At 54.7% G+C, this 26,621-nt stretch carries 17 protein-coding genes; 3 read left to right on the forward strand and 14 right to left on the reverse strand.

Annotated elements, in window-relative coordinates; all coding sequences use genetic code 11:
• Positions 1 to 7 precede the first annotated feature (7 nt).
• Together KI809_RS19590 and KI809_RS19595 are read right to left on the reverse strand one after the other, a co-directional pair.
• Positions 8 to 793, reverse strand: a complete 786-nt coding sequence (locus tag KI809_RS19590) for a glycosyltransferase family 2 protein (protein ID WP_214173298.1) — start codon at positions 791 to 793, stop codon at positions 8 to 10.
• Positions 794 to 839: 46 nt separating this feature from the next.
• On the reverse strand, positions 840 to 1,916 hold the full coding sequence (locus tag KI809_RS19595) for a radical SAM protein (RefSeq protein WP_214173299.1): 1,077 nt from the start codon (positions 1,914 to 1,916) through the stop codon (positions 840 to 842).
• Between the two features lie 196 nt (positions 1,917 to 2,112).
• Between KI809_RS19595 and KI809_RS19600 the strand changes: the two genes are divergently transcribed.
• Genes KI809_RS19600 through KI809_RS19610 form a run of 3 tightly spaced genes read left to right on the forward strand, consistent with a single transcriptional unit; the run spans position 2,113 to position 7,343 of the window.
• Complete coding sequence (locus KI809_RS19600; protein ID WP_214173300.1) at positions 2,113 to 3,048, forward strand: glycosyltransferase family 2 protein; 936 nt, start codon at positions 2,113 to 2,115, stop codon at positions 3,046 to 3,048.
• Positions 3,049 to 4,974 carry an asparagine synthase (glutamine-hydrolyzing) gene (asnB, locus tag KI809_RS19605; protein ID WP_214173301.1) on the forward strand — a complete coding sequence of 642 codons (1,926 nt, stop codon included), beginning with the start codon at positions 3,049 to 3,051 and terminating at the stop codon, positions 4,972 to 4,974. It abuts the gene before it with no gap.
• The gene (locus KI809_RS19610; RefSeq protein ID WP_214173302.1) at positions 4,971 to 7,343 is read left to right on the forward strand and encodes an NAD-dependent epimerase/dehydratase family protein; all 2,373 of its coding nucleotides are present in this window, start codon (positions 4,971 to 4,973) and stop codon (positions 7,341 to 7,343) included. The genes asnB and KI809_RS19610 overlap by 4 nt, the downstream gene beginning before the upstream one ends.
• A gap of 10 nt (positions 7,344 to 7,353) precedes the next feature.
• On the opposite strand, the gene KI809_RS19615 is transcribed toward KI809_RS19610, so the two are convergent.
• The 12 genes from KI809_RS19615 to KI809_RS19670 form a co-directional block, all read right to left on the reverse strand.
• Positions 7,354 to 8,316, reverse strand: a complete 963-nt coding sequence (locus KI809_RS19615; protein ID WP_214173303.1) for an SGNH/GDSL hydrolase family protein — start codon at positions 8,314 to 8,316, stop codon at positions 7,354 to 7,356.
• 10 nt (positions 8,317 to 8,326) lie between these two features.
• On the reverse strand, positions 8,327 to 9,973 hold the full coding sequence (locus tag KI809_RS19620; protein WP_214173304.1) for a tetratricopeptide repeat protein: 1,647 nt from the start codon (positions 9,971 to 9,973) through the stop codon (positions 8,327 to 8,329).
• Positions 9,974 to 10,019: 46 nt separating this feature from the next.
• Entirely contained in the window at positions 10,020 to 10,952 is a 933-nt protein-coding gene (locus tag KI809_RS19625; protein WP_214173305.1) for a glycosyltransferase family 9 protein, read from the reverse strand.
• Positions 10,953 to 10,992: 40 nt separating this feature from the next.
• A complete protein-coding gene (locus KI809_RS19630; protein ID WP_214173306.1) occupies positions 10,993 to 12,627 on the reverse strand; it encodes a tetratricopeptide repeat protein in 1,635 nt (544 codons plus the stop codon).
• Positions 12,628 to 12,718: 91 nt separating this feature from the next.
• Positions 12,719 to 14,200, reverse strand: a complete 1,482-nt coding sequence (locus KI809_RS19635; protein WP_214173307.1) for a hypothetical protein — start codon at positions 14,198 to 14,200, stop codon at positions 12,719 to 12,721.
• A gap of 41 nt (positions 14,201 to 14,241) precedes the next feature.
• Entirely contained in the window at positions 14,242 to 16,125 is a 1,884-nt protein-coding gene (locus tag KI809_RS19640) for a tetratricopeptide repeat protein (protein ID WP_214173308.1), read from the reverse strand.
• A 10-nt stretch (positions 16,126 to 16,135) separates the two neighbouring features.
• Positions 16,136 to 17,512 (reverse strand): B12-binding domain-containing radical SAM protein, encoded by a 1,377-nt coding sequence (locus tag KI809_RS19645; RefSeq protein ID WP_214173309.1) that lies wholly within the window; start codon positions 17,510 to 17,512, stop codon positions 16,136 to 16,138.
• Positions 17,513 to 17,545: 33 nt separating this feature from the next.
• Positions 17,546 to 19,027 carry a hypothetical protein gene (locus tag KI809_RS19650; RefSeq protein WP_214173310.1) on the reverse strand — a complete coding sequence of 494 codons (1,482 nt, stop codon included), beginning with the start codon at positions 19,025 to 19,027 and terminating at the stop codon, positions 17,546 to 17,548.
• Positions 19,028 to 19,075: 48 nt separating this feature from the next.
• A complete protein-coding gene (locus tag KI809_RS19655) occupies positions 19,076 to 21,004 on the reverse strand; it encodes a tetratricopeptide repeat protein (RefSeq protein WP_214173311.1) in 1,929 nt (642 codons plus the stop codon).
• Between the two features lie 11 nt (positions 21,005 to 21,015).
• Positions 21,016 to 22,638, reverse strand: a complete 1,623-nt coding sequence (locus tag KI809_RS19660) for a tetratricopeptide repeat protein (RefSeq protein ID WP_214173312.1) — start codon at positions 22,636 to 22,638, stop codon at positions 21,016 to 21,018.
• Positions 22,638 to 24,296, reverse strand: coding sequence for a tetratricopeptide repeat protein (locus KI809_RS19665; protein WP_214173313.1), 1,659 nt, complete (start codon positions 24,294 to 24,296; stop codon positions 22,638 to 22,640). Before KI809_RS19665 ends, KI809_RS19660 begins: the two co-directional genes overlap by 1 nt.
• A 48-nt stretch (positions 24,297 to 24,344) precedes the next feature.
• Positions 24,345 to 26,615 (reverse strand): tetratricopeptide repeat protein, encoded by a 2,271-nt coding sequence (locus tag KI809_RS19670; RefSeq protein ID WP_214173314.1) that lies wholly within the window; start codon positions 26,613 to 26,615, stop codon positions 24,345 to 24,347.
• Positions 26,616 to 26,621 lie beyond the last annotated feature (6 nt).

Consider the following 26,621-nt stretch of genomic DNA (forward strand, 5'->3'; position numbering starts at 1 on the left):
TCCGGCATCATGGGTGCTTGCCGGTTGCCGAAGACAGCACACTCTGCTGCTGACGGGCGGTGATTGATAACGGGGCAATCACAAAGCGTTCGCTTCTGAGGAAATAGAGCTCGCAGATCAAGACAAAGTATCCCTTAACCACAGGCAACAGAGACTTTATGGTAACGGACTTGGATTTGCCGTCTATCCGGCGCTGCTGAGCATAAGGGACCTCAGCATAGATATAGTTCCTGCGCAGGGTCTTGATGAGCAGTTCCGCCTGATAGAAAAACCCGGAGTTTCTGATGGTGATCCCTTCCAAAATCGCCTTGCGGTACAAGACTGTCCCGTTCAGGTACCGAAGGGAGACGGAAAAGGTTCTATTCATGACCTGGGTATAACACGCGGAAAGCACCCGCCTGCTCCACCGCCGGATCTCCGGATTATGAACATAAGGGACTACCAGGTCTACCTCCTTCATGAGAGGCACATAACGCAGGATCTCCGCAGCATCGATCTCGCCATCTCCCGGGATATAGACTACCAACTCGCCGCACGCCAGGCGCAAACCGGCCCGGAAGGCAGCACCTATCCCCTGGGGAGTTGCCTGATGATGGACCCTTACGAAACCGTAGCGGCCGGCGAAATCCTCGGCAACCTCTCCAGTCTGGTCGCTGCTGCCGTCATTGACAATGATCAGCTCCCCGTCCAGAGAAAACCGCTGGAACGTATCCAAAACATTGGCCACGGCATGGGGAAGAGACCGCTCCTCATTTAATGCCGGCATAATAACGCTGATTTTATTTCCAATCATGTTGTAAGTCCTGCATCCTGTCCTGTAATGCTTTGAATTCCTTTTGTCAGATGAAATTGACATGACCTGACGGATGGGTCAACTCCCACAGATAGCGGTTAATTTCATCCATTCTGCAGTTCAGGCGACAGCCGGCAGTATCCATCTCTTTCGCTACGAACTCAAGAGAGATTCGCCGGCGATCGCTGCTCCAGATGTTCTGGAAATGTTCCTCAGCGATATTGCCATAACGAAAGAGCTCGTCCCCCAGATAAGAGCTGCACCCCCAAACTTCGCCATCGGCATCGATGTAAGACCAGAAAGGGAGTGCCAGGCAGCGGTCATAGCCCCGCTCACGCTCCTGCAATTTCCTGAAAGTATTCATGCGGAAAATAACGCTGAAAGCGTCGTCATTAAACCGGTCGAGGCGCTCCGGTAAATCAAGATAGGCAGAGTAGTCGATATCCGCATACCGGCAGGTGCTGCTTTTATGATGTTGTGAATAGGGCTTTATGACCAGATAGCTGGCGCCGGAGTCCTTTGCCCGTGCCGCAAGCAGTTCCATTTCCGCCGCGTTTTCCGGCAAAAGAATAGCCTGGGTGCCGAGAGTGCACTGCCAGGCGTTTTTCTCGATCAGGCGTGCAGCAGTCTTTATGTTGGCAAACACCTTATGGAAATCATCCGGATTTGTCTGATGAATGGCGGCATAGCCGGCAGGCGAACCGGCATCAATGCTTACCTTTATCCAGCTCGTATGGGGAAGAATCCCCTCGGCCAGCTCCGGCCCAAGAAGCACGCCGTTAGTCGTCAGCGCTGCATCAATGCCCACTGAACGGGTATGACTGATAATTTCGGCGATGTCCCGGTGCAGAAGCGGCTCGCCTTCTCCGGCATACATAACACTCTTGAGACCGAGTGCGGCAAGTTCGGTCAGTCTTTCCAGCAGAATGCCGGTCTTCAGGAATTGGGGGCGATAGCCTCGATAATCCTTGGCGCAGAAGGTACATCTATGGTTGCATGCACCCGCCGGGGATATCTCCGCGTAAAGAGGATATACTGTTTCAGAGTCGAGCCATTGCACCACCCGGCGAGGATGAAACATGAGTTTGTGGCTGTCCAGCCTGATTCCATCGGAATGCTTCATTACGTGAAAATATCATCCATAGGAACTGAACGTCAATTGTTGTTTCCAGGTCATTACCTTGAAAAACTTTTTCTTATCAAGGTTTACAGAAATGTCATTATCCGGGACCTTTGACGCTGTGGATTGTATTACACCGCTAAATACGGTATAAAAATAATCTTTGGATATTGATCTGTCTTGCAGACAAGGGGTCTTTTTGAAGGAAGAGCTTAACGAAAAACGCCTGGCCGAGCTGAGCATCGTAATACCGGCATACAACGAAGAGGCCGCCATTGGAGGCATTGTATCCGGTTTGCGCAACATCCTGCCCCGCTGCGCGATTCTCTGGGAGATCATTGTCGTCTCCGACTGTTCAACCGATACCACGGCTAAAGTAGCTGCATCTGCCGGAGGCCGCGTCATAGAACACCCTCTCAACCAAGGGTATGGCAACGCCCTGAAGACCGGCATCAGCAATGCCCGCTACAAAACGGTGGCCATAATCGACGCTGACGGCAGCTACTCGCCTGAAGATCTGCTGCTGCTTATCTCGTATGCGTCGAGTTTTGATATGGTTGTCGGCCAAAGAAGCGGCATGCACTTCTCCGGGGGCCTTTTCAAAAGGGCCGGTCGCTGGCTGCAACGCTTCCTGGTTGAATTCACAACCGGCACCAAAATTCCGGATGTAAACTCCGGGCTGAGAATTTTTCCGAGAGATGCAGCCCTTGGATTCTTCGATACTCTCTGTGGCGGCTTCTCCTTCACCACCAGCATAACCCTGGCGATGCTCATGTGTGGCTACACCATCAAGTTCGTCCCGATATCCTACGTTGATCGCATCGGCAAGAGCCATGTCAATTATTATCGTGACACCCTGCGGTCTCTGCAGATCATCACCCACGCAATCCTCAAGTATAATCCGATCAAGGCGTTTCTCCCCATCAGCTTCATTCTGCTCGTGCTTCTCATCATCACCGCCCCTCTTGCCCTTGCAGCAGCCATGCTGGGCCACCCGCTGTTGGCCCTCTGGCTTGGCATTACCGGGACATTGAGCTTTATGACTGCATTGCTGGTCTTTGCCCTCGGCCTTGTCGCCACCGCAGTTTTTGTTGCCCATCCTGCCACAGGCATGGCTGACAAGCGAAAACTTTAAATGTGCGGCATCTGCGGCATATTCTCGCAGGACCCGGCTGCTGCCGATGCATCGATTGCGGTGATGAACGATCTCCAGGGCCTGCGCGGTCCTGATGACAGGGGCGAGAGCACCGTCCTGGCTGGTGCTTACACCTGCCGCCTTGGCCACACCCGGCTGGCCATCATTGACCGGGCCGGCGGCACGCAACCCATGACCTCACCGGATAGCGGCGTTTCCCTGGTGCATAACGGGGAAATATACAATCACCAAAGGCTCCGGAAGGAGCTGGAAAAGGCTGGTTATTTTTTTGCCGGCCGCAGCGATACTGAAGTGCTGCTCCACGGTTATCACGCCTGGGGTATAGAAGGCCTTTTGCAGCGTATCGACGGGATGTTTGCCTTTGCAGTGGCCGACCCCACCCAAGGCCGCATAATCCTTGCCCGCGACCCGGCAGGGCAGAAACCACTCTACTACACTGGAGAGAGCGGAAAGGCTTTCGCATTTGCCTCCACACTCCAGGCCCTTACGTCTCTGCCCTGGTTCGATCGACAGATTGACCAGGACGCGGTGGAGTTGTTCCTCAACCTTCGGGTGATCCCGGCACCGTACAGCATTTACCGCAGTGCCCGCAAACTCCATCCCGGCTGCTATCTAGTCCATGACGGTAACACAACAACGATAAGAGAGTACTGGTCGCCGCTTACGATCCCACCCGCCCCCCACGACGCAAACGAAAGCGCTCTGCTCGAAAGATACTGCGATCTCCTCTCCTCATCGCTTGCGGAATCCCTGATTAGCGACGAACCGGTTTCGCTGCTCCTCTCATCCGGCATCGACTCCGCCTCCCTTGCCTGCGCCCTTGCCAAACTTCCGGAAATGGAGAGCATCACCGCCTTTACCGTTTCCTTCTCGGCAAAGGGATATGATGAATCATCGGCTGCCGCCGCCATTGCCGGGCATCTGGGACTCAGCCACCAACTGCTTTCATTTGACGGCGACAGCTTTGCCGAGCAGGTTGACACCCTCGCCAAGATTACGGATGAACCGTTCGGCGACCCCGGCATGCTGCCGGCACTGCAGCTGTCCAGAGCGGTAGCCTTAAGCAGCCGAGTGGCTATCGGCGGCGATGGAGCGGATGAACTGTTCGGAGGCTACCAAACTTTTGGCATTCTACCCTTTTGGCCCCTGTTGAAACGCTTTCCGGGGTTTTTCCGTAATGCGGCACAGGTTGCGCAACGGATGCTGCCGGTTACCGGTGCCCCCCATCCCCTTGGCACTAAAATAAGGAGGTTTTCTCTCGGACTCGGCATGCCCGACCACCTGGCCTTTGCCCACTGGCTCTGCGTCTTTTCGCCCGAAGAAACGGCTCAACTCCTGGACAAACCGGGAACCACCCTGTTCAAAGATTTTGTCGCGAATCGACTCACCGGCCTGACAGACGAAGACCCGGTAACTGTCATGTGCAAATCTTACTTCCGCCTCTTCCTGCCGGGCGTCCTGGAGAAGATGGACCGGGCAGCCATGAACTATTCCCTGGAAACCCGTGCGCCATTTCTGCAGCGCCGGATGATCGAGTTTGCCCTCTCCCTGCCGCCGCAGTTCAAGATTCGCCTGGGGAACACCAAATATCTGCTGCGAAAATCTCTTTCTAGCTGCCTCCCCGGCGAGATCGTCAGGGCCGGGAAAAAGGGGTTTCTGCCCCCCCTCGCCGATGAATTCGCCGGGAACTGGGGCGCTGGCATATCCGGTACGCTTTCCGCAGCCTGTCATAATTTCGGCATTGACCACAAAAAAATCATGACCCTGCTTGATGACCACCGGAAGCGTCGCGGTGACCACTCCCAACAGCTCTGGCTTATCTACCAGCTCGGGCTGTTTCTGCAGAACAGTCGCAAAAGCGCCGCCTCCTCCCCTCATGAACACCGGAGAGCATCAGCACCATGATATGCATAGTCGGATCAGGCCCGGCAGGGATATCCGCCGCTGTCCCCCTGGTAAAATCCGGGCAAAAGGTTTTGATGTTGGATGCCGGCCTGACCCTTGAGCCTGACATCCAGGAAGTGGTCACGCGGATGAAGGGACTGGACAAATCTCTCTGGCGACCCGAAGACCTTGAAGTGATCCGCGGCAGAATGCAGGCGACCTCTGACGGCGTCCCGCTGAAGTATGCCTTCGGATCGTATTTCCCCTATCGCGGCGCCGAAGAAGGGCTCGCCCTGGTCCGCCGCAACGCAGGGCTGCAACCTTCCTTTGCCCGAGGTGGCCTCTCAAACCTCTGGGGCGGCGCCATTCTTGCCAACAGCAATGAAGACATCACCGACTGGCCGGTGTCACTTAAAGATCTTGAACCTCACTACCGGGCGCTGCACGACTTCATGCCCCTGGCAGGGGCCAGAGATGAACTGGAGCTTAGCTTCCCCCTGTATGCTGACCCAGTAGAGCTACCGGTATCAAGACAGGCGGACAGACTGCTCCGGGATCTCCGCAAAGCCGGAGTTCCGGGGCTCTCCTTCGGCCGGTCCCGGCTAGCGGTAAACAAAGGGTGCGTCGCTTGCGGCCTCTGCCTTTACGGATGCCCCTACGGCCTCATTTACAATACAGCCGAGACTCTTAGTGAACTCTGCTCCCGGCCAAACTTTTCCTATCTGCCGGCGACAATTGTGCGTAGGGTTGAAGAGACCGGCCAAGGGGTCATCATCGAAGCTGAAAACAGTGACGGCACAGCTAGGTTTCACGCCGATGCCCTCTTCCTTGCGGCTGGAGCTCTTTCCTCAACGAGGATCATTCTGCAATCCCTGGAAGCATATGAGCATTCCGTGCCGCTGTTGAACAGCCAGTACTTTCTCTTTCCACTGCTGCGGCCAGAACGGACTCCAGGGGCTGTCAGCGAAGAGCTTCACTCACTGGCACAGGTTTTTTTGGAAATTTCCGATAGCGAGCTGTCGCCCCATACGGTGCATCTGCAATGTTACACCTATAACGATCTGTTCCGTAAAGCTCTACAACAGCCACTCGGTTCCCTGGCAAAGTTCCTCCCACTTGAGCCGATTGTTGAACGGCTGCTGCTTGTTCAGGGGTATCTCCACTCCAACCACTCCACTCCCATGCACCTCACTCTACGCAGAGACTCTCTTGAACTGTCAGGTCAGCCCGATGCCCACATTCGAGGAATAATCAAGGGGGTCATGAAAAAACTCCGCGCCATTGGACTCCCCTTTGCGCCGAAGATCGGCATACCAGGACAAGGATTCCACTCCGGCGGCTCCCTCCCCATGCGCCATGCCCCGGCACCGTTTGAAAGTGATATCTGGGGACGACCGGCCGGTTTTGCAAAGGTTCATGTTGTGGACGCAGCGGTGCTCCCCTCCATCCCGGCCACGACAGTAACTTATACTGCCATGGCCAATGCCCACAGGATTGCCTCGGAATACACCGCCACGCCACGCACCAGCAGAGGCAAACAACGATGCGCCGTCACCGGAGCCACCGGCTATGTAGGCAAGGCTATTGCTGCCTATCTGCGCGAACAAGGACTTGAAGTCATCCCCCTGGCCAGGGAGGTTATCGGCGCCGGGCGGGAGTACTCGCTGGAAGGGCCGGTAACTCCGGAAACCTTGAAGGGGATTGACCTACTGGTCCATGCAGCCTACGACTTTGCCATAACTGACGAGGATAGCTTGCAGCGAGTGAATGTTGAGGGGAGTAGCCGCCTCTTTGCTGCGGCCAAAGAGGCTGGCGTCAAGAAAATCGTTTTGATTTCTAGCCTGAGTGCCTTTGCCGGCTGTCGATCAGCCTATGGAAGAACAAAACTTGCCATTGAAACCGTGGCAACGGCTTATGGAGCGGCCATAATCCGGCCGGGGCTGGTTTATGGATCTATGCCCGGTGGCATGGTGGGAGCTTTGCGCCGCTTGTCCGGGAAGAAGATAGTTCCGGTAGCGGGGAATGGCGGCCAGTTGCTCTACCTGACCCACCAAGAGGATCTAGGCCGACTGGTCCATTATCTGCTGACAACGCAGTCTGCTTTGCCGGAAGGGCCGATAGCTGCGGCTGCGGCAAAGCCCCTGAGCATCAGGGAGATCATTGACCGGCTGGCCGGCAGAAGCCATGTCTTCATCCCGATTGCGGCACCGGTGCTGCTGAACGGCCTGCGCTTGCTGGAAGCATTGGGCCACTCTTCCAGACTGCGCAGCGACAGCCTGGTCAGCCTGCTGACGCCGGCACCGCCACCGGATTTTTCGCCACTGGTTGCCACCGGTGTCACCTTCCGCCCGTTTGCCCCACACGCGCCACACCAGAAAGTTAACCCCTGACCAGCCAGGGTTAACGCTGCGCCGTACCGGCTGCCCCCTGCAGATACCCGCCCCGGACAATGAACTCATGGATTTTCTCGGCGACAAGCCGGTGCCCAGCCGGTGTCCAGTGCCGACCCGGATCGTCGAAGACCTGATCAACAGTCAAATCCAGGCGGGGAATCCGTTCGGCATCGAGAAATCGCTCCAGAGCAGCGGATCGCTGCTGCAGGCCGACCAGCAGGACCGCCCCCTTGGAACGCGCGTAATTGTTCATAGCCCTGATGATAGCTTCCGTAGGATCGGCAAAATCAGCTGGCGGAGGGTATCGATGCTGGTAGTACGCCTTGACCGCCAGCCGGACAAGGTAGGAACGGGCAAGCAGGCTGCCGCCTGAGACAAAGTAATTGAAACCGCGCGGGACCGGCACACCGCAAAGTTTCAGCCCTCCCCCCTCTGTCCGGAAGTACGGCTTGAAATAGGTGCCATAGCGCATGTCCGTGCCATTGTCATCCATGTCGTTATCAGTGGTAAACTCCAGAAAGACGATGGCCGGATGATAGAAGTCGAACTCCCGCTGCAGGAGCAGATACTCCTGGTCGGTGCCGTACCCGCTAACCCCCAGGTTGTAAACCGGGACGTCGCGGAACATCTCCCGTAACCGGTCCGTAAAACGCGCCTCTTGGTCAACCTCGTACCCCCAGACAAAGGAGTCGCCGAGCACCATGATTCCGCGACGGGTATCGACATTATGCTCGATGTCCCGGAAGCCCCGGCTGTTGTGGCTAACCCGGTCCCCCTTGCCGGTAAAGGAGCTGTTCGGCTGCGGGAACCAGCCGAGCAGAGGATCGTGGCGGTACATCAGGTTGCGCTCATCCCAGACATCAAGCCCGGACTTCATCAGTTTCCGCAGCAGCAGCTCACCCGCCCCAAGGCTGAGGCAGAGCGACACACAAAATAGCAGCAGGGTCAACAGACCCCTTTTCTTTACCATCCCGAGCACCTCACTCAAGAGGAGTCCCCGCGGGGAACCAGGTCATCTGCCCTGAGGCTCGTCCGGCCCGCTGCAGATCGCGTTCAGCTTCCGTGAGCCGTCCCAGCTTCCGCAGAGCCATTCCCCGCTGGTAATAGTAGAGCCGATGGGGAAACAGGGCAATGGCCCGGTCGAAGTCTGCCACCGCCTCGCCATAACGCCCCGCCAGCGCCAGGGCCTCTCCACGGAAGGCATACAGATTGTAGACCTCCGGTCGGCTCTCCTGAGCGAACAGGTCAAGGCAGGCGGTGTAATCTGCCACCGCTGCGGCATAATCACCCGTCTCCACATGAAACAGGCCACGGTAGAAATAGGCCCGGTCGAAGGGGTGGGAGGCAATGACCCGGGACCACATGGCACCCGCATTCTGCCAGACCCCGATGAGCTGCAGTGTCACCCCGCCATAGGCCAGGAGGACCAGAAGCGTCCCGCCGCAGACCAGCCTGGCGGCAAGCTGCCGCCCATCGGCCCAGGCCTTTGCCACATATGTGGCAAATTGGCCGGCGATGAGAATGGCGGGGATCAGGGAGGGGAGATAGGTATAGCGGGCCGCCAAGGCGATTGACGCGCCGTTCCCAAGAAACGGCAGGACCGGAACCAGGGAGATAATGAACGACCAGAGGGCAAGGGGTACCCATCGCTGCCGCCGGCCCCAGTAAGTTGCCCCGGCCAGAAAGAGGAGCACTGCCGCTGTCTTGACAATGAAGATCCGGGGGATGGCCAGGGGCAGGTCATAGTAGGGGAGAATCCCCACGGGGAAAAAGGTCAGGCGGAAATATTCGAACAAGGCGTTGCCGGTAACTATCACCCGGATCCATAGAGGAAAGAAGCCAGGGGAATGGAAGGTATCCAGCTCGGCAAACCTGACCATGGTCGCCGGAACGGTGGCAGCAGCGCAGAGGAAGAACGGGACTTTCTCCAGCAGCAGGGCCGGCAGCGCGGTCCGCGTCATTCTCCCCAGCGGGTAACGGTCCAGAAGGAGCAGCAGCAGGGGCACAACAATGCTCGACGGCTTTGCCATCAGGGAGCAGGCAAAAAAAACAAAAGTCAGGACATATTCCCGGCACCAGAAGCCCTCACCGGCCAGTCGCTTGCGGCTGTATCCGGCGTAACTGAGGAGCGCCAGCAGGACGAAGAAACCGTTCAACACATCCTTGCGCTCCGTCACCCAGGCAACAGACTCAACCCGCAAGGGGTGGAGGGCAAAGAGGAGCCCGGCCAGAAGCAGCGTAGCAGTGTACAGCTTGCTGCGAACCGGCACAGACTCGCTGAAGGGGGTAAAGGCCAGCAGTCTCGCTGCCAGCAGCACCAGCAGGCCGGCATTAGCCCCGTGGAAGAGGATGTTGGTCAGGTGATAGCCCAGGGGATTCATCCCCCAGAAATGATAGTCAATGGCCAGGGAGAGGGTCGTCAGGGGAATATAGAAGTCATAGGGAATGGAGGTAAAAATAGTCACCAGGAACTGCCAATTGAGGCTCCTGATCAACTCGTTGTTGAGCACATAGTCAGGATCATCCCAGTTGACAAAATCGCAGGAGAGCGCCCGCAGGTAGACCAGCAGGGTTATAATAACGGCGGCACACGCCACCCCCATCGCAGGATGCTTCTTCAGACTCATCACGACGCCCACCGCTGCCCCACTAGGCCGGACGATCGCTGTCGGCTCACGGAATTGCCCCTGTCAAACGTTCGATGGCCGCCATGACGGACGAGGCTGCGATGAACTCCATGCACCGGCTCTCCCGGCTGCAGCGCAGGTCAAGGCATGGGATGCAGGGGAGCTCCGCGGTCGGGTAGAGGATTTCTCCTCTGCCGTAAAAATACGTTTCATTGGGATTGGTCGGCCCATACAGCACGACCACCTTCTTTTTCAAAGCGAGTGCGATATGCAGGCCAAGGCTGTCATTGGTCACCAGAAGCCGGCAGGAGTTGATCCAGTCCATGTAGGCGTAGAGGTTGTCCATCCCTTGCTGCTGCGAATAGGTAAAGCGACCGCTGAGCAGTTCCTTCAGCTCGGCCCACCTGCCATCGGGCCATGCCTTGTTGGGCCACTTGGGGCCCACAGCCCAGTTGAGTCCCACATCAAACTCTTCCGTGGTCTTCGGTTGGTATCCCAGCAGGTACTCCTGGCCCTCCCACCGGGCGCCGACAATCTGCAGGAGAGACTCCTGCCAGCTCCCTTGATACGTCCTTTTAAGATCTCCCCCCTTGCTCAAGGTAAAGACCTTTTCGCACCCGTCATATGCTTCTGCGACGCCATGCAGTTCGTCGAAACGGAAGCCGTATCGCCGCCAGGCAGAGATGGAGTCGGCCAGAGCACATATTCCCGGCACCTTCTCCAGATTGATGACTGTATCAAATCGTTCCCGCTGCAACTGTAGCACTGAGGTCAGGTCATACGTAAGAATCCGTTGAATTAAGGGATTGCCTTCGAGCAGAGGATATGCCGCTTCATCAACCAGCCAGGTGATCTGGTCTGAAGCAAACGGGTAGAGGATAACCGTGGTCCGCAGGACATCCCCCAAGCTCGATACCTTGCCGATACCCGGATCAATAGTCTCCGAATATCCCAGTTTTATGATAAGTACTTTTGCCATGCAACTCCCTGCCCTGTTTGGATTACAATCCTGAGGCTTCCTACTGCAGCCAAATCAAACTGCCGGTAGCTTGGCCGGCTGCAGCCAGATCAGCATTCGCCTCGCTAACCCTGCCCATTGTTCGCAAAAGCTCTCCGCGATGATAATAATACAGCGGGTGAGGATAAAGGGAAATGGCCGTGGTAAAATCATCCACCGCCGCCTGGAAATCACCTGCTTTAGCCAGCGCATCGCCGCGAAAAGCATAGACGTTGTGAATATCGGGCAGGGTAAATCTGGTGGCCAGTTCAATACAGGTTGAGTAATCTTTGATCGCTGCGCGATACTCCCCTTTTTCAGCCAGATAAAGCCCCCGGTAATAATACGCCTTGTCAAACGGCTTGGTCGCTATCACCTTTGACCACATGACCCCTGAATTTTTCCAGTCAGCGATCAAAATCACGGTAGTTGCCGCGTAAAAAGTCAACAGTGCCGCAACAAGGCCGACAGACACAGATAGCTGATACCTGCCCGCTGCCGGTGCAATCTTCCGGCAGGCAAACACCAGCGCCGGTGCAGCAACGATACAGGCAAGAATGGACGGAAGGTAGGTGTAACGGGGAGAAAGCACAGTCTGGTAGCCATCGGTTAGGAAATGGAGCGAAGGCAGAATGGTTACCACAAAGAACAGAACGGATACGGTTAATGCAGGAAATCTCTTCCGGAAAAGTATGATGCCGAAGATAAAGCAGAATGCGGCTAGTGCCTTGTATATATAGTAGACCGGCACGGCCCGCGGGAGAATGTAATACGGCAGGATGTTGACCGGGAACAGCATCAACCGGAAATACTCGACGAGGGAATTGCCTGCAGCCACCGTTCTTACCGCCATCGGGAAATCAGAAAGGGAGTTGAATCCGCCCTGTTTCATTCTGAAGATGATGCTGATTGCAACAATAATCGCCCCCAAGAGCATGAACGGTATCTTCTCCAGGAGCAAGGTGCTGAACTTATCGCGGTCGAAACGGCGCAGGGGATACCAGTCCAGAAACAGGAGTGCTATCGGGATCAGAAAACTTGAAGGTTTGATCAGCATGGAAAAAACGAATAACAACAGAGACAGGACATATTCCCGCCACTTGCCACGCCCATTGAGATCATCACTCTTTTTCTGCAGATACCGCAGATAGCAGATAAGAAACCCGAGGGTGAATGCGCCATTCAGGACATCCTTGCGCTCCGTCACCCATGCGACCGATTCCACGCGGGCAGGATGCAAAGCGAACAGGAGCCCGGCAACCAGAACGATCCCGAGATACAGGCGTTTTTCATGGCGCGTTTTTGCCATGCCGGGGCTCTGGCCATAAACATGATCCGCTAACAGCACAAAAAGCGCAGCATTGAGCGCATGGAGCAGGATGTTGGTCAGGTGGTAACCGAATGGGTCCAGCCCCCACAGGCGATAATCAATGGCAAATGAGATCCAGAGCAGGGGAGTCCAATAATTCAAGGGGATTGTGCAAAATGACCAGTACCAGAAGTCCAGCCCCAGACTCCTGATCCCAGTGTTTTCAATGACATATTGCGGATCATCGAAATTGATAAAATCGCAAGACAGGGCACGCAGATAAACGGCCAAGGTGACAAGCCAAGCCACGCCGGCAACCATGAGAAGATGTTTACGCTTCAGTTGCAACCTCTGCCACTCCCACCATTAGTAATGCTGCGATTTCTATAATGCGCCGGCCTCTGTCAAGGGAACAGGCCGGTACTCCGCCAACGCGGCCTTAGGGACCGAGGTCAAAAAGAATCCAAAAGTCTTCAACTATATAGGTCTTTACCCGTGGATCCGAAGCAAGCCGTTCAAAGAAGGGAGTCCATTCCTGAGAGATTACCTTGATGGGATAGAAACATACCACAAATCGAGCGGAAAATTTCTTACGAATCTGGTCTATCGTATCAGGCGGGGCATCATGGGACACCCCATACCAGAGCCGGTAAAGGTCAGGGTCTTTCATGTAAAAAAAAGTCGGATCCAGGCCAACAATAAAGCGGCGGTTGGGGAGTGCCAGCATCAGCCCCCCGGTTGAAGCCCAATCTGCAGTAAACACCTGAGACCCAGGAGGAATCTTCTCCTGGAGAAACTTGACAACGCTTTGCGGCAGGCAATCCGGGGAATCCCCGAAAGAACGGAGAAAGCGGTAATTCAAACTAAAAGTATAAATCAGTGACACCAGCAACAATATGTGGGGGAAAAAGCGCCACCGTACCGACCTCGATGCCAGCGCCAGAGCGGCAACGGAAAAAGGGACAAAGTACTCCAGAAAGCGGCAGGACTTCGCCGTCATCAGAGCAAACCCCAGCGCCGCAAGCGCAAATGCCAGCGGCAGTTCCCCTTCCCTTCGCTCCCGCCAGGCAAGAACCAGGGCCGCGATGAGCATAATGACGCAAACCAGCAACCCTTTGGTCCACCCCTCAATGGTTTCGGGGAGGAACTCAAGACCGAGATCAAACCCCTCCTTGGCCCCCCAGGCAGTCCTGAAGAGCACGTCGACAATCTGAATCCAGGCAAGACGAACCAGATTGACCGAATTCGGATGCAGTGCCAGACCGGTCGCCATGCCTCCGAGAGCAACCAGCATCGGTTTGATTCTTATGCCCCGGCCGGACAGATACCGTGCTGTTTCGGCAATAACGACAAGAACAACCGGCATGAGCCAGGCCACATAGGCCCATGGATAGATGGCTGAGACTGCAGCAAGGAGTTTTGTCTTACCTCCGGTTGCCGCCCAGAGGACCAGAATGGCGAGGATGATGGACAGCAGGTGGGGCCGGACGATGGAAAACCTGTAGACAAAGGTATGTGATGCCGCCAGTGGAATCAGCGCCCATAGCCAGGGATATTTTACCCCCTCCCGGCGCAGAACCAGACAGATCGTCAGCAGAATGGCTGCTCCGCAGACAGTATCAATGATCTGTGCTGCCCGGATCCAGCCGAAATCGATAAGAGGCACAAACAGCAGGTGGAAGAGCAGCTCCTTATCGGCATAATTGTCGGCAAGCCAGCTGAACGGTGTCCATGGAAAAGCCTGCAGTATGCCATGGTCGCGGATGAGTTGCCCGACAGCGGCATGATACGAGGTATCTCCATCCATGGGCGACGGGATATGCCACTGGATCGCACCGACCAACAGCAGATAAACGACTCCCCAGAATGGCAACAGCCAGCGGTTTTCAGCAACTATTTCATGCTTGTGCAGTGTATTCATCAGATGTTTCTATCCATACCGCATGGTTGACGCGTCATCAGTCAGCGCCGTGAATATTTCTCCAGCAAAGCAGCAAAACGTGGATCGACGCCTGCCCGAGAAAACTCTCTGATATTGCAAACGCCGGAATAATTGCGAAAACCCCGGCGCAGAGATTTTTCCAGCCAGGCATAGGCCTCATCTCTTCGCCCGGAACGCAACTCGGTACATGCCAGAAGAAACGCACTGTCCGGGGCGCCCCCTCCCTTGCTTTCCAGCTTGCCGTAGAATTCTCTGGCCTTGTCAAACTCACCCTGGCCAAGCGCCAGGTCCCCCAATAATGTCAAGATCTGTACTGATTCCGGTTGCAGGGCAAGAGCCATGCGGTAGGACTTTTCAGCTGCCGCAACTTCGCCAAGCTTCTGCTGTGTGTAGCCGAGCGCAGCCCTCCCCATGACGTGATTCGCATTGACTGCCAGCAGTCTCGTCAGGGCATCGTAGGCTGTTGCGTAATCTCCGGCTTCATTACTGAGGGCTCCCACACTGTACAGTGCCTCGATTAAATAAGGATTCTTTTCCAGGGCCCGCAGATACGCCTGCATCGCCATTTCCTTCATATTTTTGTCGGAAAAGTAATAGGCGTCCCCCAGTTTCTTCCAGTTGTCCTCGTGAGGTACCTTGCTCACCGCATCGCGCCACAAGACTATGGAGTTTGCCCAGACCGCACTTCTTTGAAAAGAGGCTGCAGACAACAAGATAACAGGAATGGCCAGCAAGACACCAAGTACTCCGGGTGACAGTGCCGGGAACCGGTTACGGATACTGTCGGCCGCCACTCCAGCGACGACAGCAACACCAAGCATCGGAAAGTAGAGATACCTGTCATTCATCATGGTAACGAGCGGTACGATCTGAGCTACCGGAAGCAGCCCCAAAAAGAAGAGTAGCGGCCACAAACCAAGCCGGCGGTCATGTCGGTAAAGCATTAGCGAAAGGGCTGTCACTGTCGCAAGAACGGCACAGGAGATCAGCACGGGCAGCTGAGGTTGCAGGTAGATATCAGGCCGGTATTGGGCGCTCAGATCGGCAGGAAATACCAGCATTCTCAGGTAGCGGCAGAAAACCGGCAACATTGAATAAAAGGTAGCCAGTGGCGAGCCGCCATGATAGTCAGCCTTGCGCCCTCCACCAACACCTCCCCAGCCGGCGTCCTCAGGGAGCTGGCTGTGCATGGCCAACGCAGCAACACCGCCGGCGGCAAGCAGATAGGGCAGCTTGTCAGACAGTCTTAACCTGCGCTGTTTTGCCGGGTAAAACCAATCGTAGCCGATCAGCACTGCCGGCAAAATCACCGTTACCGATTTGGTGAGAAGTGCCAAAATTGAGGAGACAAGCGAGGCGGCGTACCACCAACCGCCTCTGGCCGAAGAGCCTTCACGATACCGGCAGTATGTAAGCCAGGCGATCAGGAAGAACAGCATTGCCAGCAGGTTTTTCCTCTGGGATATCCATGCGACAGACTCAACCTGCACCGGGTGCAACAGAAAGATGGCGGCAGCATAAGTGGCAAGCAAACGGCTCCCATGAAGCCTCAGGAGCAGCCAATACACAAGAATACCGTTGCCGGAATGGAGCAGAATGTTGGTAAAAAGATAGCCGCCGGGCTTCAGCCTCCAGAACTCGTAATCCAGCATGTACGAAAGCATCTGTACCGGCGCATAATTGCCCGCATAGTAGCTGCTAAATACCGCTCGCAGGTTGTCCCAGGAAAAACCATGCACGTCAGGATTGGCAGAAACGTACAGGTTATCGTCCCAGGTATTTATGAACTGATGATCAAGGATTCTGCCGTACACGACAAAGGTCAGCCCCAGCACTATGACCAAGGCCCAGTGCCGCCGCAGCAATTCTCTGCCATTAGCGTTTTTGAGAGTCTTCAAAAACATTCACCCGCTCTTACAAAAGGGTATCAGCGAAGCGCTTCAACAGATAGAAAAAATGCCTCGGCGAACGTATTTCCGCCACCACGCCCAACAGGATTTTGGGGCGACCATAGAATCTGAGAACCGCCATGCGGTGCAGCCGTTTCAGTTTTGCCGGCAACACTGAACCATCGGTATACGCCACATCATGAACAAAAAAATGGTCCCATTCCAGATGTCCAAGGTGACCGGCTTTTTTAAGTTTGTCCCATTCGACACTTCCCGGAAGCGGCATGAAAATATTGAACTGAGCCCGGTGAATCGGCAGTTCCATAGCAAATTTAACCGTTTCCTTCATTTCTTCATAGGTCTCCCCCGGGATGCCGAACATGAAAAACCCGGTCAGCTTGATGCCAACCCCTGCAAAAAGCTTGAGTCGCTCCCGGATAAGTTCGAGAGTTACCCCTTTCCCGGTCAGGCGCAGCAACCGGTCGCTGCCGAACTCCACACCTACGGCCAGGGAATAGCAGCCGGCATCGGCCAAGGCAACCACCACATCGCGGGTCAATGTATCCAGGCGGACCCCTGAGGGTAGGCTCCAGCTCATGCCGAACCCCTCAGCCTTCAGGCGACCGCAGAACGCCAGCACATACTCCGGCGAGGCCGTGAAATTTTCATCTTCAATGTGGAACTCGCGTATCCCCCGCCCGGCAAGATGATGTAACTCTGCCATGACATTGTCCATGGAGCGTCGCCGAATGCGCTTGCCATTGATGCAGCTGCCGGCGCAAAAAGTACACCTGCTGGAGCAACCGCGGGTGATGACTATCGGCGCTGTTGGAAACGCTCTGGTAAAAGCGCCGTGCGGAGCCTCAGGAAAACTTTCCGGGCAGAGCAGGTCCCAGGCAGGCATTGGCAGGGTATTCAGATCTTCGATAAATATGGGCGGATTTTTCCTGACAGCGCCACTGTCGCGCCAGACCAGACCAGGAATCGCGGTGAGATCGACGCTGCCCCCGGAAAGTTTGTCCAGCAGCAGGGGCAGGCCAGTTTCGGCTTCCCCCTGGAAAGCAAAGTCCAGTTGATCAAGGTAAACCAGGGTCCCTTCCGGGTCACCGGAAGGATGTGGTCCTCCGGCAACAGTTATGGTGTTGCCCGATAGGCGCTTGATAATATCCAGGTGGCGTTTAACCGGATTGAGATCATAGGTGAACAGCTGAAACCCGATGATATCGTACTGCTCCGCAATCACCAGAGCGGAAAAACCATCGAAAGTCATCCGCTCTTTTGCCGTATTCAGAACCGAAACTTCATGACCCTCTTCCTGCAGGATTGCAGCAAGATAACCTAACCCAAGGCTGGGCATCACTACATATGTCCGGTTGATCGGGTTGAGCAGCAGAATTTTCATTAAAGTCCTTGATAGCCCCTTATAGGACGGTAGTTATCTGATGTACTCGTAAAGATAAAACACTTCGTCTTCAACAACGGCATCGCGAGTACGGGCCAGCAACCTTGCAGGCCCTTGCTCCAAAGGATAGTTCAGGAGCAGCAATACTCCGCGGTTATTGCCGGCAGACAATTCACCGGCAAAATTGAGTGCATCTTCCGGACCGCCGCCAGTGCGCTCGGTATTCCATCTGATGTAGGTTTGCTGTTTACGATTGGCGGCATAATAAAGCGGCCGATTGAGATAGCCTGCCACAGCCGATGCGGCACCATCGGCATCGGCAACAATCGGCTTTTCACCAAAACCTGAACTCTGTATGATCCGGGCCATTTCACGCGATCCGGAAAAATCATATGTTGCGTGATAATAGGACGCCATGCCCCAGGCAAGGACATTCGCTGCCAGAATCAACCAGACCGCGCTCCGGGACCACCATGAAACAACGTCCTCTGCAGCCCGATTATTGGTAGCAAGCCAGATACAGGCAAGAAAAAGGATCATTTCAGCACCGATGTGCCTGACAAACCCGTAATACTTTATCACAGTAAAGATCCAGATCCCGACAAAACCAAAGGCAAACAGTCTCAAATAGCGCGGGGCAGAGCGTAATGCCAGCCATACAGCAGCGCTGACCATTAGGGAACTCGGGATGATCATCCACCTCTGGAAGCCGTCGGAGTCCATCAGGACCAGGGAATTCCAGAATGTCGGTTTCGCGATGGGCACTGGCACCATGAAAATGAGGTTCCGGCAAAACTGGTAGACCAGTTCATTCAGATCAGGATGCAGCCGCCAACTTCCAGAGAAGTTTCCGTCAGCAGGCGGCAGCATGGAGGCAACAGAACCAGCCAATAACACGCCATAAATCACCATGAATCCAACAAGGCTGCCTTTGTATCGGCAATCAGACCTGGCTGCCCACCAGTTCTTGGCCAGCATCAATATTTCATCAGCCATGAATGCCAGCGAAAGAATCGCCCCATACACCGAGGTGTTTGCCAGCAACCCCAACATCAAGGCGCGGATGGCGGGACGGGTTGTCAACCATGATTGATACGCACAGTAAAGGAAGATGAGGAGCACGCCCAGCACATAGGCCCTGCTGATAATGCAGTATTCGAATGAGATATAATATCCGGCAACAATGGCCAGCTTCATGTTCCCGGAAAAAGGGGCGCGGCTCACGACAAGGAGTTGCGCTGCAAGAGAACAGGCGAATTGAAAGAGCTGCATTGCCAGTGGGGCTGCAGTAAACAATGAGATGACCCAAAGCGACAGGTACCAGAGCGGCGGGAAACCGTCATAGCGCATGTTGTGAAACAGCTCCGGGATGGTACTGCTTTCGCGAACAAGCGACCAGATCTGCAGTTCATCACGCCACAAGACGTGATTCAGCAGTTGATACAGGCTAAATATCTGTAACACGACAAAGAGAGCCCAGTGCCATCTCGTCATCTCATTGTTTTTATTACTCATTACACTTTGCACAGCGGATTCTCCGTTCCTGTAATATGCCAGTAGAGATTATTGCAGTGACGGCTTCCCCTTTACCTTGACCACTGACGCAAGAATCCGCTTGATCTCTTTCTCATCAACAGGATACCCGAGCAGCTTCGCTTTGGTTAAATCAGCTGAGGCATTGTCGGCATTTCCCATAGCGGCAAAAACCAGTCCTCTATTGAACAAGGCTGCAGCCAAGTCAGGCCGCAAAGCGAGGGCCTTGTTTAAATCGGCAAGCGCCTCGTTGTGGCGTCCCTGCCGAAAAAAGATCAGACCGCGATTTGCCCATGAATCGGCCTCTTCAGGGTCAAGAGCAATCGCCTTGTTCAGATCTTCCAATGCCGCAGGATATGCTTCACCCAGCATCTGAATCGAAGCGCGAAACTGGTAGTTGGCAGCATTGTCCGGTTCGAGTTCAATCACTTTATCCGCGTCGATGAGTGCGTTGTCCAGTTGCCCTGTATATCGGTAGGCAACACTCCTGTTCTTGTAATAATCGGTGCGCCAGGGTCTCAGGACAATTGACCGGTCAAAGTCGGCAAAAGCCCTGTCCGTGTTTTTTTGCTTCAATGATATGACCCCCCGCATGTGCATGGCATCTGCCTCATCAGGGTTGAGTGCAAGGGCCTTCTCAAGATCAACCAGTGCCAGGTCTTCCCTGCCATTGTTTGCATAATAGGTTCCCCGATTAGCATAACTGAACCAGCTGGCGGGATTTTTATCGATAGTGTCGCTGAACAGCGTCAAGTTGTTCTGGTATATCCGCCCCTGATACCAGGTCAGTATGGTACAGGCCAAGACAACCGACCATAAAAAAACGGTAACGACATAGGTGGGAAGCTTTTGCTGTAGCCGGTCGGCTCCAGCACAGAACAGCACAATCACGCCGATACTCGCAATATACTGGAAATGATCGGCAACAAACGAAAACCGCATGGGGTAAACATTGAAAAAACCGAGCGCAGGGAAAAGAGTTCCGACAAAAAAGAGTGTTGCCGCCAGCGGTCCCCGCCCGATTCTCAAGCGCATAAACCAGAGAGCCGCCAGCAGCAAGAGCAAAGCCAGCGGGAATAAATACTGCCACCAGTCACCGGAGTCAATCACCCACCTTGGATAGTTGAAGATCAGTGGATAAGGCCACAGCAGTTTGCAGGCATAGAACCAGACGGCCCGACCGGCAATCAGGAAGCGATCGACAAGTGAGAAGTCCCACTCGGCGCCCCTGGCCAGCACATGAGTCACCTCCAGCTTGGCTGTCAGCAAGCCGAGGATCAGCGCAAGGGAGAAAAACGGCAGCATCTCCAGCAACTTCCGGCGGCTGACCTGACCGGTCTGCCACCAGTGAAGCAACAGGATTGCGGCAGGCAGAGACCCGCTCACGGTTTTGCTGAAAAGAGCAAGCAGAAAGAGGAGCAGAGATCCGGCATAATAAATCCGGCGCGGCAATCCAGATTGCGAGCCTTGTTCTGGATCGACATAGCGGAGGTAAGCAAGCAGTGAGAGCAGATAAAAAAACAGCGAAAGAACATTTTTCAGCTCGGTAATCCAGGCAACAGACTCCAGATGAACCGGGTGCAAGGCAAAGACCGCCGCCCCCCAGAATGCCGCCTGGATATTGATGCGTCGCAGGCACGACCAGAGAAGGATGGCATTAGCAATGTGCAGCAGGATGTTTACCAGATGGTATCCGAGAGGATTCAGCCCCCAGGCCTGGAACTGTGCCCAGAAGAGGGTGAACACCATCGGATAGTACTGAGGAGTGGCCCCCGGCTCCAACCAGATACTGAAGAGGCCGTCAAATGAGCGCAGATGCAGGTTATTGATGACATAAGCATCATCGTCCCAGATAAACCCCGCAGAAAATACTGATGAATATGCCAGCAGAACCAGCAGGGCAATGACTAGCCCCCACGTTGTAACGCTATGATCACTCTCTGTCCTCAAGCCGCTCACGGCACTGTTCCTCATGGTGGCGGCTCAATCCACTTAATAGGTCGCGTATCTCCAGCTGCACGCTGGAAGTCTTTATCAGCCTCAGCAAACTTCCCCAATGATTGCAATGCAAGCCCACGCTGATAGCAATAACGCGGGTCTGGATACATGGCTATTGCTTCAGTGAAATCGACTATCGCCTCGTCATACCGTTTCAGCGCCAGCAGCACCTTGCCGCGATGGGCAACCAGATTGAACCCCAATACCCCGTTTGCCCTGGCGATTTCCATGGCAGCGGCCAGATCATCGGCGGCGGCGGCAGCATTCCCATTGTCAAAATTGTACAATCCCCGCTCCTGGTAGGCTCTGCCCAACGGTTCCAAGTCAATGACCCTTGACCAGAATGTCCCCGAGTTATCCCAGACTGGGATCAGTCTGCGAGTTTCAGCCCCATACCAGCACAAGACCAAACAGGTGGCAACAAGCAGCACAGTTTTCCTGGTACCAGTCCCCCTCTCTGTTGCTAGCAACGGAACGAAGAGCGTGGGGATAATCGATCCCAGATAGGTGAAGCGGGCAGCGAAGGCCTGTTCGCCATTTTGAAAAAACCCGAGCACGGGGAGAAGCGGCAGCACAAACAGTAGCCACCCGGCTGTCAACCATGGACGCTTCCGCCAACTGAACACCATGACGCCGGTAAATAGCACAATAATGACCGTTTTAACGATAAACATGGTCAGAGCTGCCATGTTCAGTACGTAAAAAGGGACAATCCCCACGGGGAACAACATCAACCGGCAGTACTCGAACAACCCATTCCCTGCTACTAGGCACCGCATGGCAAAGGGGAGCGAACGTACCGAGGTAAAACTACCCTGCATGGTGGCTGCTAACAGGGAGATAACAACCATCGCCACGGAAAAAACCATGAACGGCACCTTTTCCAGCAGAAGTCGTTTTATTTCCCCTGAGCGCACCCGTGCCAATGGGTACCAATCGAGTACCAGCAACATAAACGGCAGGGCAAGACTTACCGGCTTCACCATGAGCGAACAGATGAACCAGAGGAGAGATGCTCCATAAAACCACCAGAGTTGGCACCCCGGTCGATCAGCCCTTTTCCCCCTGACATAGGCGAGATAGCAGAGCATTGAACAGAGCGCGAAAAACCCGTTCAGAACATCCTTGCGTTCGGTAATCCAGGCCACCGACTCCACCCGCAGGGGATGAATGCCGAAGAGCAGCGCCGCGGCAAGTAACATGCCACCCCGAAAGAGGCTCCCGTGGGACATGCTAGTTTCCGGTTCGCCGGTGACCGGCTGATAAAGCCGGTCGGCAAGTAAGACGACCAGAAAAACGTTACCCCCATGGAGGAGAATATTGGTCAGGTGATACCCAAAGGGGTTCAGGCCCCAGAAATGGTAATCGATTGCCAGGGACACCCAGGTCAAGGGCATCCAGAGACTGACCTGGCTGTTGGTGAATGCCCAGTGCAGGAACTGCCAGTCCAGGGAACGTATGGCCTGGTTGTTAATCACATAGTCGGGGTCATCGAACCAGACGTAGCCACAGCCGAGGGCACGGAAATAGACCAGAAAACAGCAAAGCGCCGCCAGCGTGGCGACCATAGGGGTCGACAGTCTCCATTTGGCCATCAGTTTCCCCTATCAAACCAGGCAATCTGACCGGGATCGGGACCGGAGCGCCGGAAATCCAAATCAGCCTCGCCTATCCTCCCCAACGACTTCAGGGCAAGGCCGCGATGATAAAAGTAGGCGGGATGTGGGTACATGCTTATTGCCGTGGCAAAATCCGCCACCGCATCTTCGTACCGGCCGGCACCCCGCAACGCCTCCCCCCGGAAAGCGTAGAAGTTGTATTCATAGGGCTTCAAAGTCGGAGTGATCATGCCCAGGGCAGCAGTAAAATCAGCCACTGCCTCGGCATAGCGACCTTCTGAGTGATAATACTTGCCTCGTTCCTTGTAAATAATTGCCAGCGGTTCAACCTGGATTATCCTGGTCCAGAAGGACTCCGGGGACCGCCACACTCCCTGTTGCCGATAAGTTGCTACCATGAAAATCATCACAACAATTGCCGCGGCAACAATCACTAAGCGGCGGTTGACGAGCTTCCCGGCAACACCTTTGCCGGTGAAGAGCACCAGCGCCAGGAATATCGCCGGTGAAAGAGACGGCAGATAGGTAAACCTGTCGGCGTAGGATTGATCACCGTTTTGGAAGAATGCCAGCACCGGTAGCAGCGGCAGTATAAAGCAGAGCATGCAGGCGCTGAGCCGCGGCACTTTCCCTGAAAAAAATATCCCCAAAAGGGCCAACGACACCAGCGATGCCTTTAACGTGTATGAGCCCGGGATGGGATCAGGGATTACATTGAAGGGACTAAGCCCTACCGGCACCAGCAACATGCGCCAGTATTCCCAGATCGCGTTACCTGAGACTGCAATTCTCTGGCTCAAGGGGAATGCTTCGTAGGTCACCAGATAGCGACTCTGAGCCGCAAAAAAGAAGGTGAACAGTGTTATCAAAACCGATGCCGCAAAGAACGGCCATTTCTCAAGGATAAGCTGGCGGAAGGATCGATTCGGCATGCGCCTCAGCGGCTGCCAGTCCAAAACAAGGAGCATGGCGGGCAGGACAACACTAACCGATTTCGCCATCAGCGAACAGACAAAGCACAGTAGCGACAGGGCATAGAACCTCCCGGCTTGCTTCCCGGTAATGCCCATATCTTTTCGCTTGGCATAATGGAGATAAAAAAGTATCGATGAAAAGGCAAAAAAACCGTTCAGCACATCCTTACGCTCGGTTACCCAGGCAACAGACTCAACACGGAGCGGGTGCGCCCCAAAACAAAGACCGGCAAAAACCAGAATGGCGGCATAGTAATGTCCGGAATACTTGCCTCCTTCAGGCAGACCATTTGAGGATTCGCCGTTTACCCCCCTTGCTTGCCGCAAAAGGCCGTCGGCTATCAGCACCACAAGGCCGGTGTTAGCGGCATGGAACACGATGTTGGTCAGGTGATAACCAAGCGGGTTAAGTCCCCAGAACTGGTAATCAATGGCAAGTGATAGCCAGGTCAGCGGCATCCACCAGCCGACATGGGATTGGAAAAATGACTGGTACAAAGTATTCAGGTCGAGGTGACGGATAACCGGATTATTAAGCACATATTCCGGGTCGTCAAAGTTGATGAATCCGTAGTTAAGCACCGGCAGATAGAGCAGCAGACAGACTAGCGACGCTGTCAATGCTGTCAGCAGTGTGGCTTTCTCTTTAACTTGGGACATTGCCTGTTACCACCAAAGATTATTTGTTCTTCCGACAACGCACAACAGCTAATGCAGCGAATCAGCCTTACGACAACCGACAGCGCTGCCCATACGACAGGCAGCAAGATAATCCTCTTTTGCCATTGCCGTGCTTCCTCCCAGCAGGTAGGAGTCACCTCGGCCAAGATAGGCTTTTTCCGAGCCTGGATTCAACTCCAGCATTCTAGTAAAGTCTGCTGTGGCATGTGCATAGTCCCCTATTGCCCGGTAAAGCGCGCCTCTGTTGTTGTACGCGGCAACACTGCCCGGATTCAGAGTTACTGCTGAAGTGAAATCCTCCAGGGCGCGGTCGTATTCCTTGCGATTGAACCGGAGGATGCCACGATTGGAGTGGGCATTTGCAGTCAGCTCCGGGGTAGGTTTCTGCTTTATTACAAAGGAATACTCGTTTTCCGCCAGGTCGCTCCTGCCCATGGCGGCAAAAGCAATCCCCCTGTTGATATGAATGCTCGCGTCAGATGGATTCAGAGCGCTTGCCCTATCATAGTCATCAACGGCCAGAGAAAACTCACCCATACCGGCGTATGCAAGCCCGCGGTTATTATAGGCCTCCATGTAATCAGGCTGCAACGCTATCGACTTGCCATAATCTGCCAAGGCATGGTTGAACTCCCCTCTGCCGGCGAACAGAAGGCCGCGGCTGTTGTAAATTACCGGGTCAGCGGGCTTGAGCTTGATCGCCATGTTGTAATCGACAAGGGCACGATCGTATTCCCCTTTGGCAGCATAGGCATTGCCCCGATTGTGATAGGCATCAGGGAACTCAGGGGCAAGACCTATCGCTTGGGTGGCATCTGCAATCGCCAAATTCAACTCACCCTTGTCGAAAAAAAGTATCCCCCGGTTATGATAGGCGAAAGGCAGCCTATGAGGCACCTTGTTGATAACATGACTCCACATCACCATGCTGTCCTTCCAGATAGCGATCTGCACCACGGTCATATACCCCATCACCACCGCCATCAAGGCGGCAAGGGATGCTAATGACAGCCGGGCAAGCGTTTCTGCCGAACTTTTCCCCCAAAAGATGGCGAATGCGACACCGACTAAAATGAAAGGGCCAAGGCTCGGCAGATAGACAAACCTGTCCGCCAGAGGCTGCGGCCCCGACTGCAGCAGCCCGATGACCGGAAAGACCGATAAAAGGAAAGAGCCCCAAACAGCCAGCCACAAACGTTGTCGTTTTGCGATAGTGACACACACCAAGGTAACGCCCGTGATGAGCAGCATGGAGCCGACATACTCCGGCTTCAGCAGGGAGACATTATCAGGATAGGGGTAGAGCGGCAACAACCCCACCGGAATCATCATCTTCCAGCAATAGATCACCAGGGACTGGAACGCCACCAGCACCCTGACGCCAAAAGGGATCTCTCCCATGGCAACCATTGCGCCGACCTTTGCCTGCGCGACAACAGTAATTACCGATATGGCTCCCCCCAGAGCAAAAAAAGGGAGCTTTTCCAGCAGCAAAGTCCGCCACTGCGCCGCAAAATCTCTCCGCAAAGGATACCAATCCAGCAGCATAATGATCGCCGGAAAGCTTACTGCCATAGGTTTGCTCGCAAGGGATAAGAAAAAGCAGAGCATAGTAAGATAGTAGCCTCGATTGCGTAAAAACTCCCAAGTACCCTGGTCTTTCCCATACTCGCAAACGTAAACCATATAGCTGAGCAGACCGAGCAGGTAGAACAGGGAGTAAAGGAGATCCTTACGCTCCGCGACCCATGCGACTGATTCCACATGCAGGGGATGCAGGCCGAAAAGGACTCCCGTGACCCCTGCCGCAACCAGTATCGCCTGCCCCTCCTTGGCAAAAAAACCGTCCCGGCAACAACCGGAACGGGCATGATGTTGCGCTGTTTGCAATAGCCTCCAGGTAAAGATGACAACCAGGAACGTATTAACGGCATGGAAAACTATATTTGTAAGATGGTGCCCCAAAGGATTCAGGCCCCAGATAGCAACGTCCAAAGCGTGAGATATCCAGGTGAGCGGATGCCAGTAAACAATATCAACGTTGGTCAGCGCCCACTTGAAAAATCCCCAATTGATTGCGAGGATATGGCGGTTTTCATACACATAGTGCCCATCGTCCCAACTGACAAAACCGTTACGGAGAGTGGGCAGATAAACCATGAAGGTCAGGATAGCGACAAATGCAGCCAGCAAAAGCTTTCTGCGCTGTTCAGCACCAATGTCACTGCCAGTCAGCGATTCTCCTGCAAGATTGCTGCTCGCGAGCCTCCTCATATTTGGTTTTTTTTGCTGTTTCATCTCAGC

The organism is Geoanaerobacter pelophilus, assembly GCF_018476885.1.
GTDB classification, from domain to species: Bacteria; Desulfobacterota; Desulfuromonadia; order Geobacterales; family DSM-12255; genus Geoanaerobacter; species Geoanaerobacter pelophilus.

What these genes read in the sequence shown, in the direction of transcription:
- KI809_RS19590 (WP_214173298.1), bottom strand. Translation starts at nt 793, where the DNA reads ATGATTGGAAATAAAATCAGCGTTATTATGCCGGCATTAAATGAGGAG.
- KI809_RS19595 (WP_214173299.1), bottom strand. Translation starts at nt 1,916, where the DNA reads ATGAAGCATTCCGATGGAATCAGGCTGGACAGCCACAAACTCATGTTT.
- asnB (WP_214173301.1), top strand. Translation starts at nt 3,049, where the DNA reads ATGTGCGGCATCTGCGGCATATTCTCGCAGGACCCGGCTGCTGCCGAT.
- KI809_RS19610 (WP_214173302.1), top strand. Translation starts at nt 4,971, where the DNA reads ATGATATGCATAGTCGGATCAGGCCCGGCAGGGATATCCGCCGCTGTC.
- KI809_RS19615 (WP_214173303.1), bottom strand. Translation starts at nt 8,316, where the DNA reads ATGGTAAAGAAAAGGGGTCTGTTGACCCTGCTGCTATTTTGTGTGTCG.
- KI809_RS19620 (WP_214173304.1), bottom strand. Translation starts at nt 9,973, where the DNA reads ATGAGTCTGAAGAAGCATCCTGCGATGGGGGTGGCGTGTGCCGCCGTT.
- KI809_RS19625 (WP_214173305.1), bottom strand. Translation starts at nt 10,952, where the DNA reads ATGGCAAAAGTACTTATCATAAAACTGGGATATTCGGAGACTATTGAT.
- KI809_RS19635 (WP_214173307.1), bottom strand. Translation starts at nt 14,200, where the DNA reads ATGAATACACTGCACAAGCATGAAATAGTTGCTGAAAACCGCTGGCTG.
- KI809_RS19640 (WP_214173308.1), bottom strand. Translation starts at nt 16,125, where the DNA reads ATGTTTTTGAAGACTCTCAAAAACGCTAATGGCAGAGAATTGCTGCGG.
- KI809_RS19645 (WP_214173309.1), bottom strand. Translation starts at nt 17,512, where the DNA reads ATGAAAATTCTGCTGCTCAACCCGATCAACCGGACATATGTAGTGATG.
- KI809_RS19650 (WP_214173310.1), bottom strand. Translation starts at nt 19,027, where the DNA reads ATGAGTAATAAAAACAATGAGATGACGAGATGGCACTGGGCTCTCTTT.
- KI809_RS19660 (WP_214173312.1), bottom strand. Translation starts at nt 22,638, where the DNA reads ATGGCCAAATGGAGACTGTCGACCCCTATGGTCGCCACGCTGGCGGCG.
- KI809_RS19665 (WP_214173313.1), bottom strand. Translation starts at nt 24,296, where the DNA reads ATGTCCCAAGTTAAAGAGAAAGCCACACTGCTGACAGCATTGACAGCG.
- KI809_RS19670 (WP_214173314.1), bottom strand. Translation starts at nt 26,615, where the DNA reads ATGAAACAGCAAAAAAAACCAAATATGAGGAGGCTCGCGAGCAGCAAT.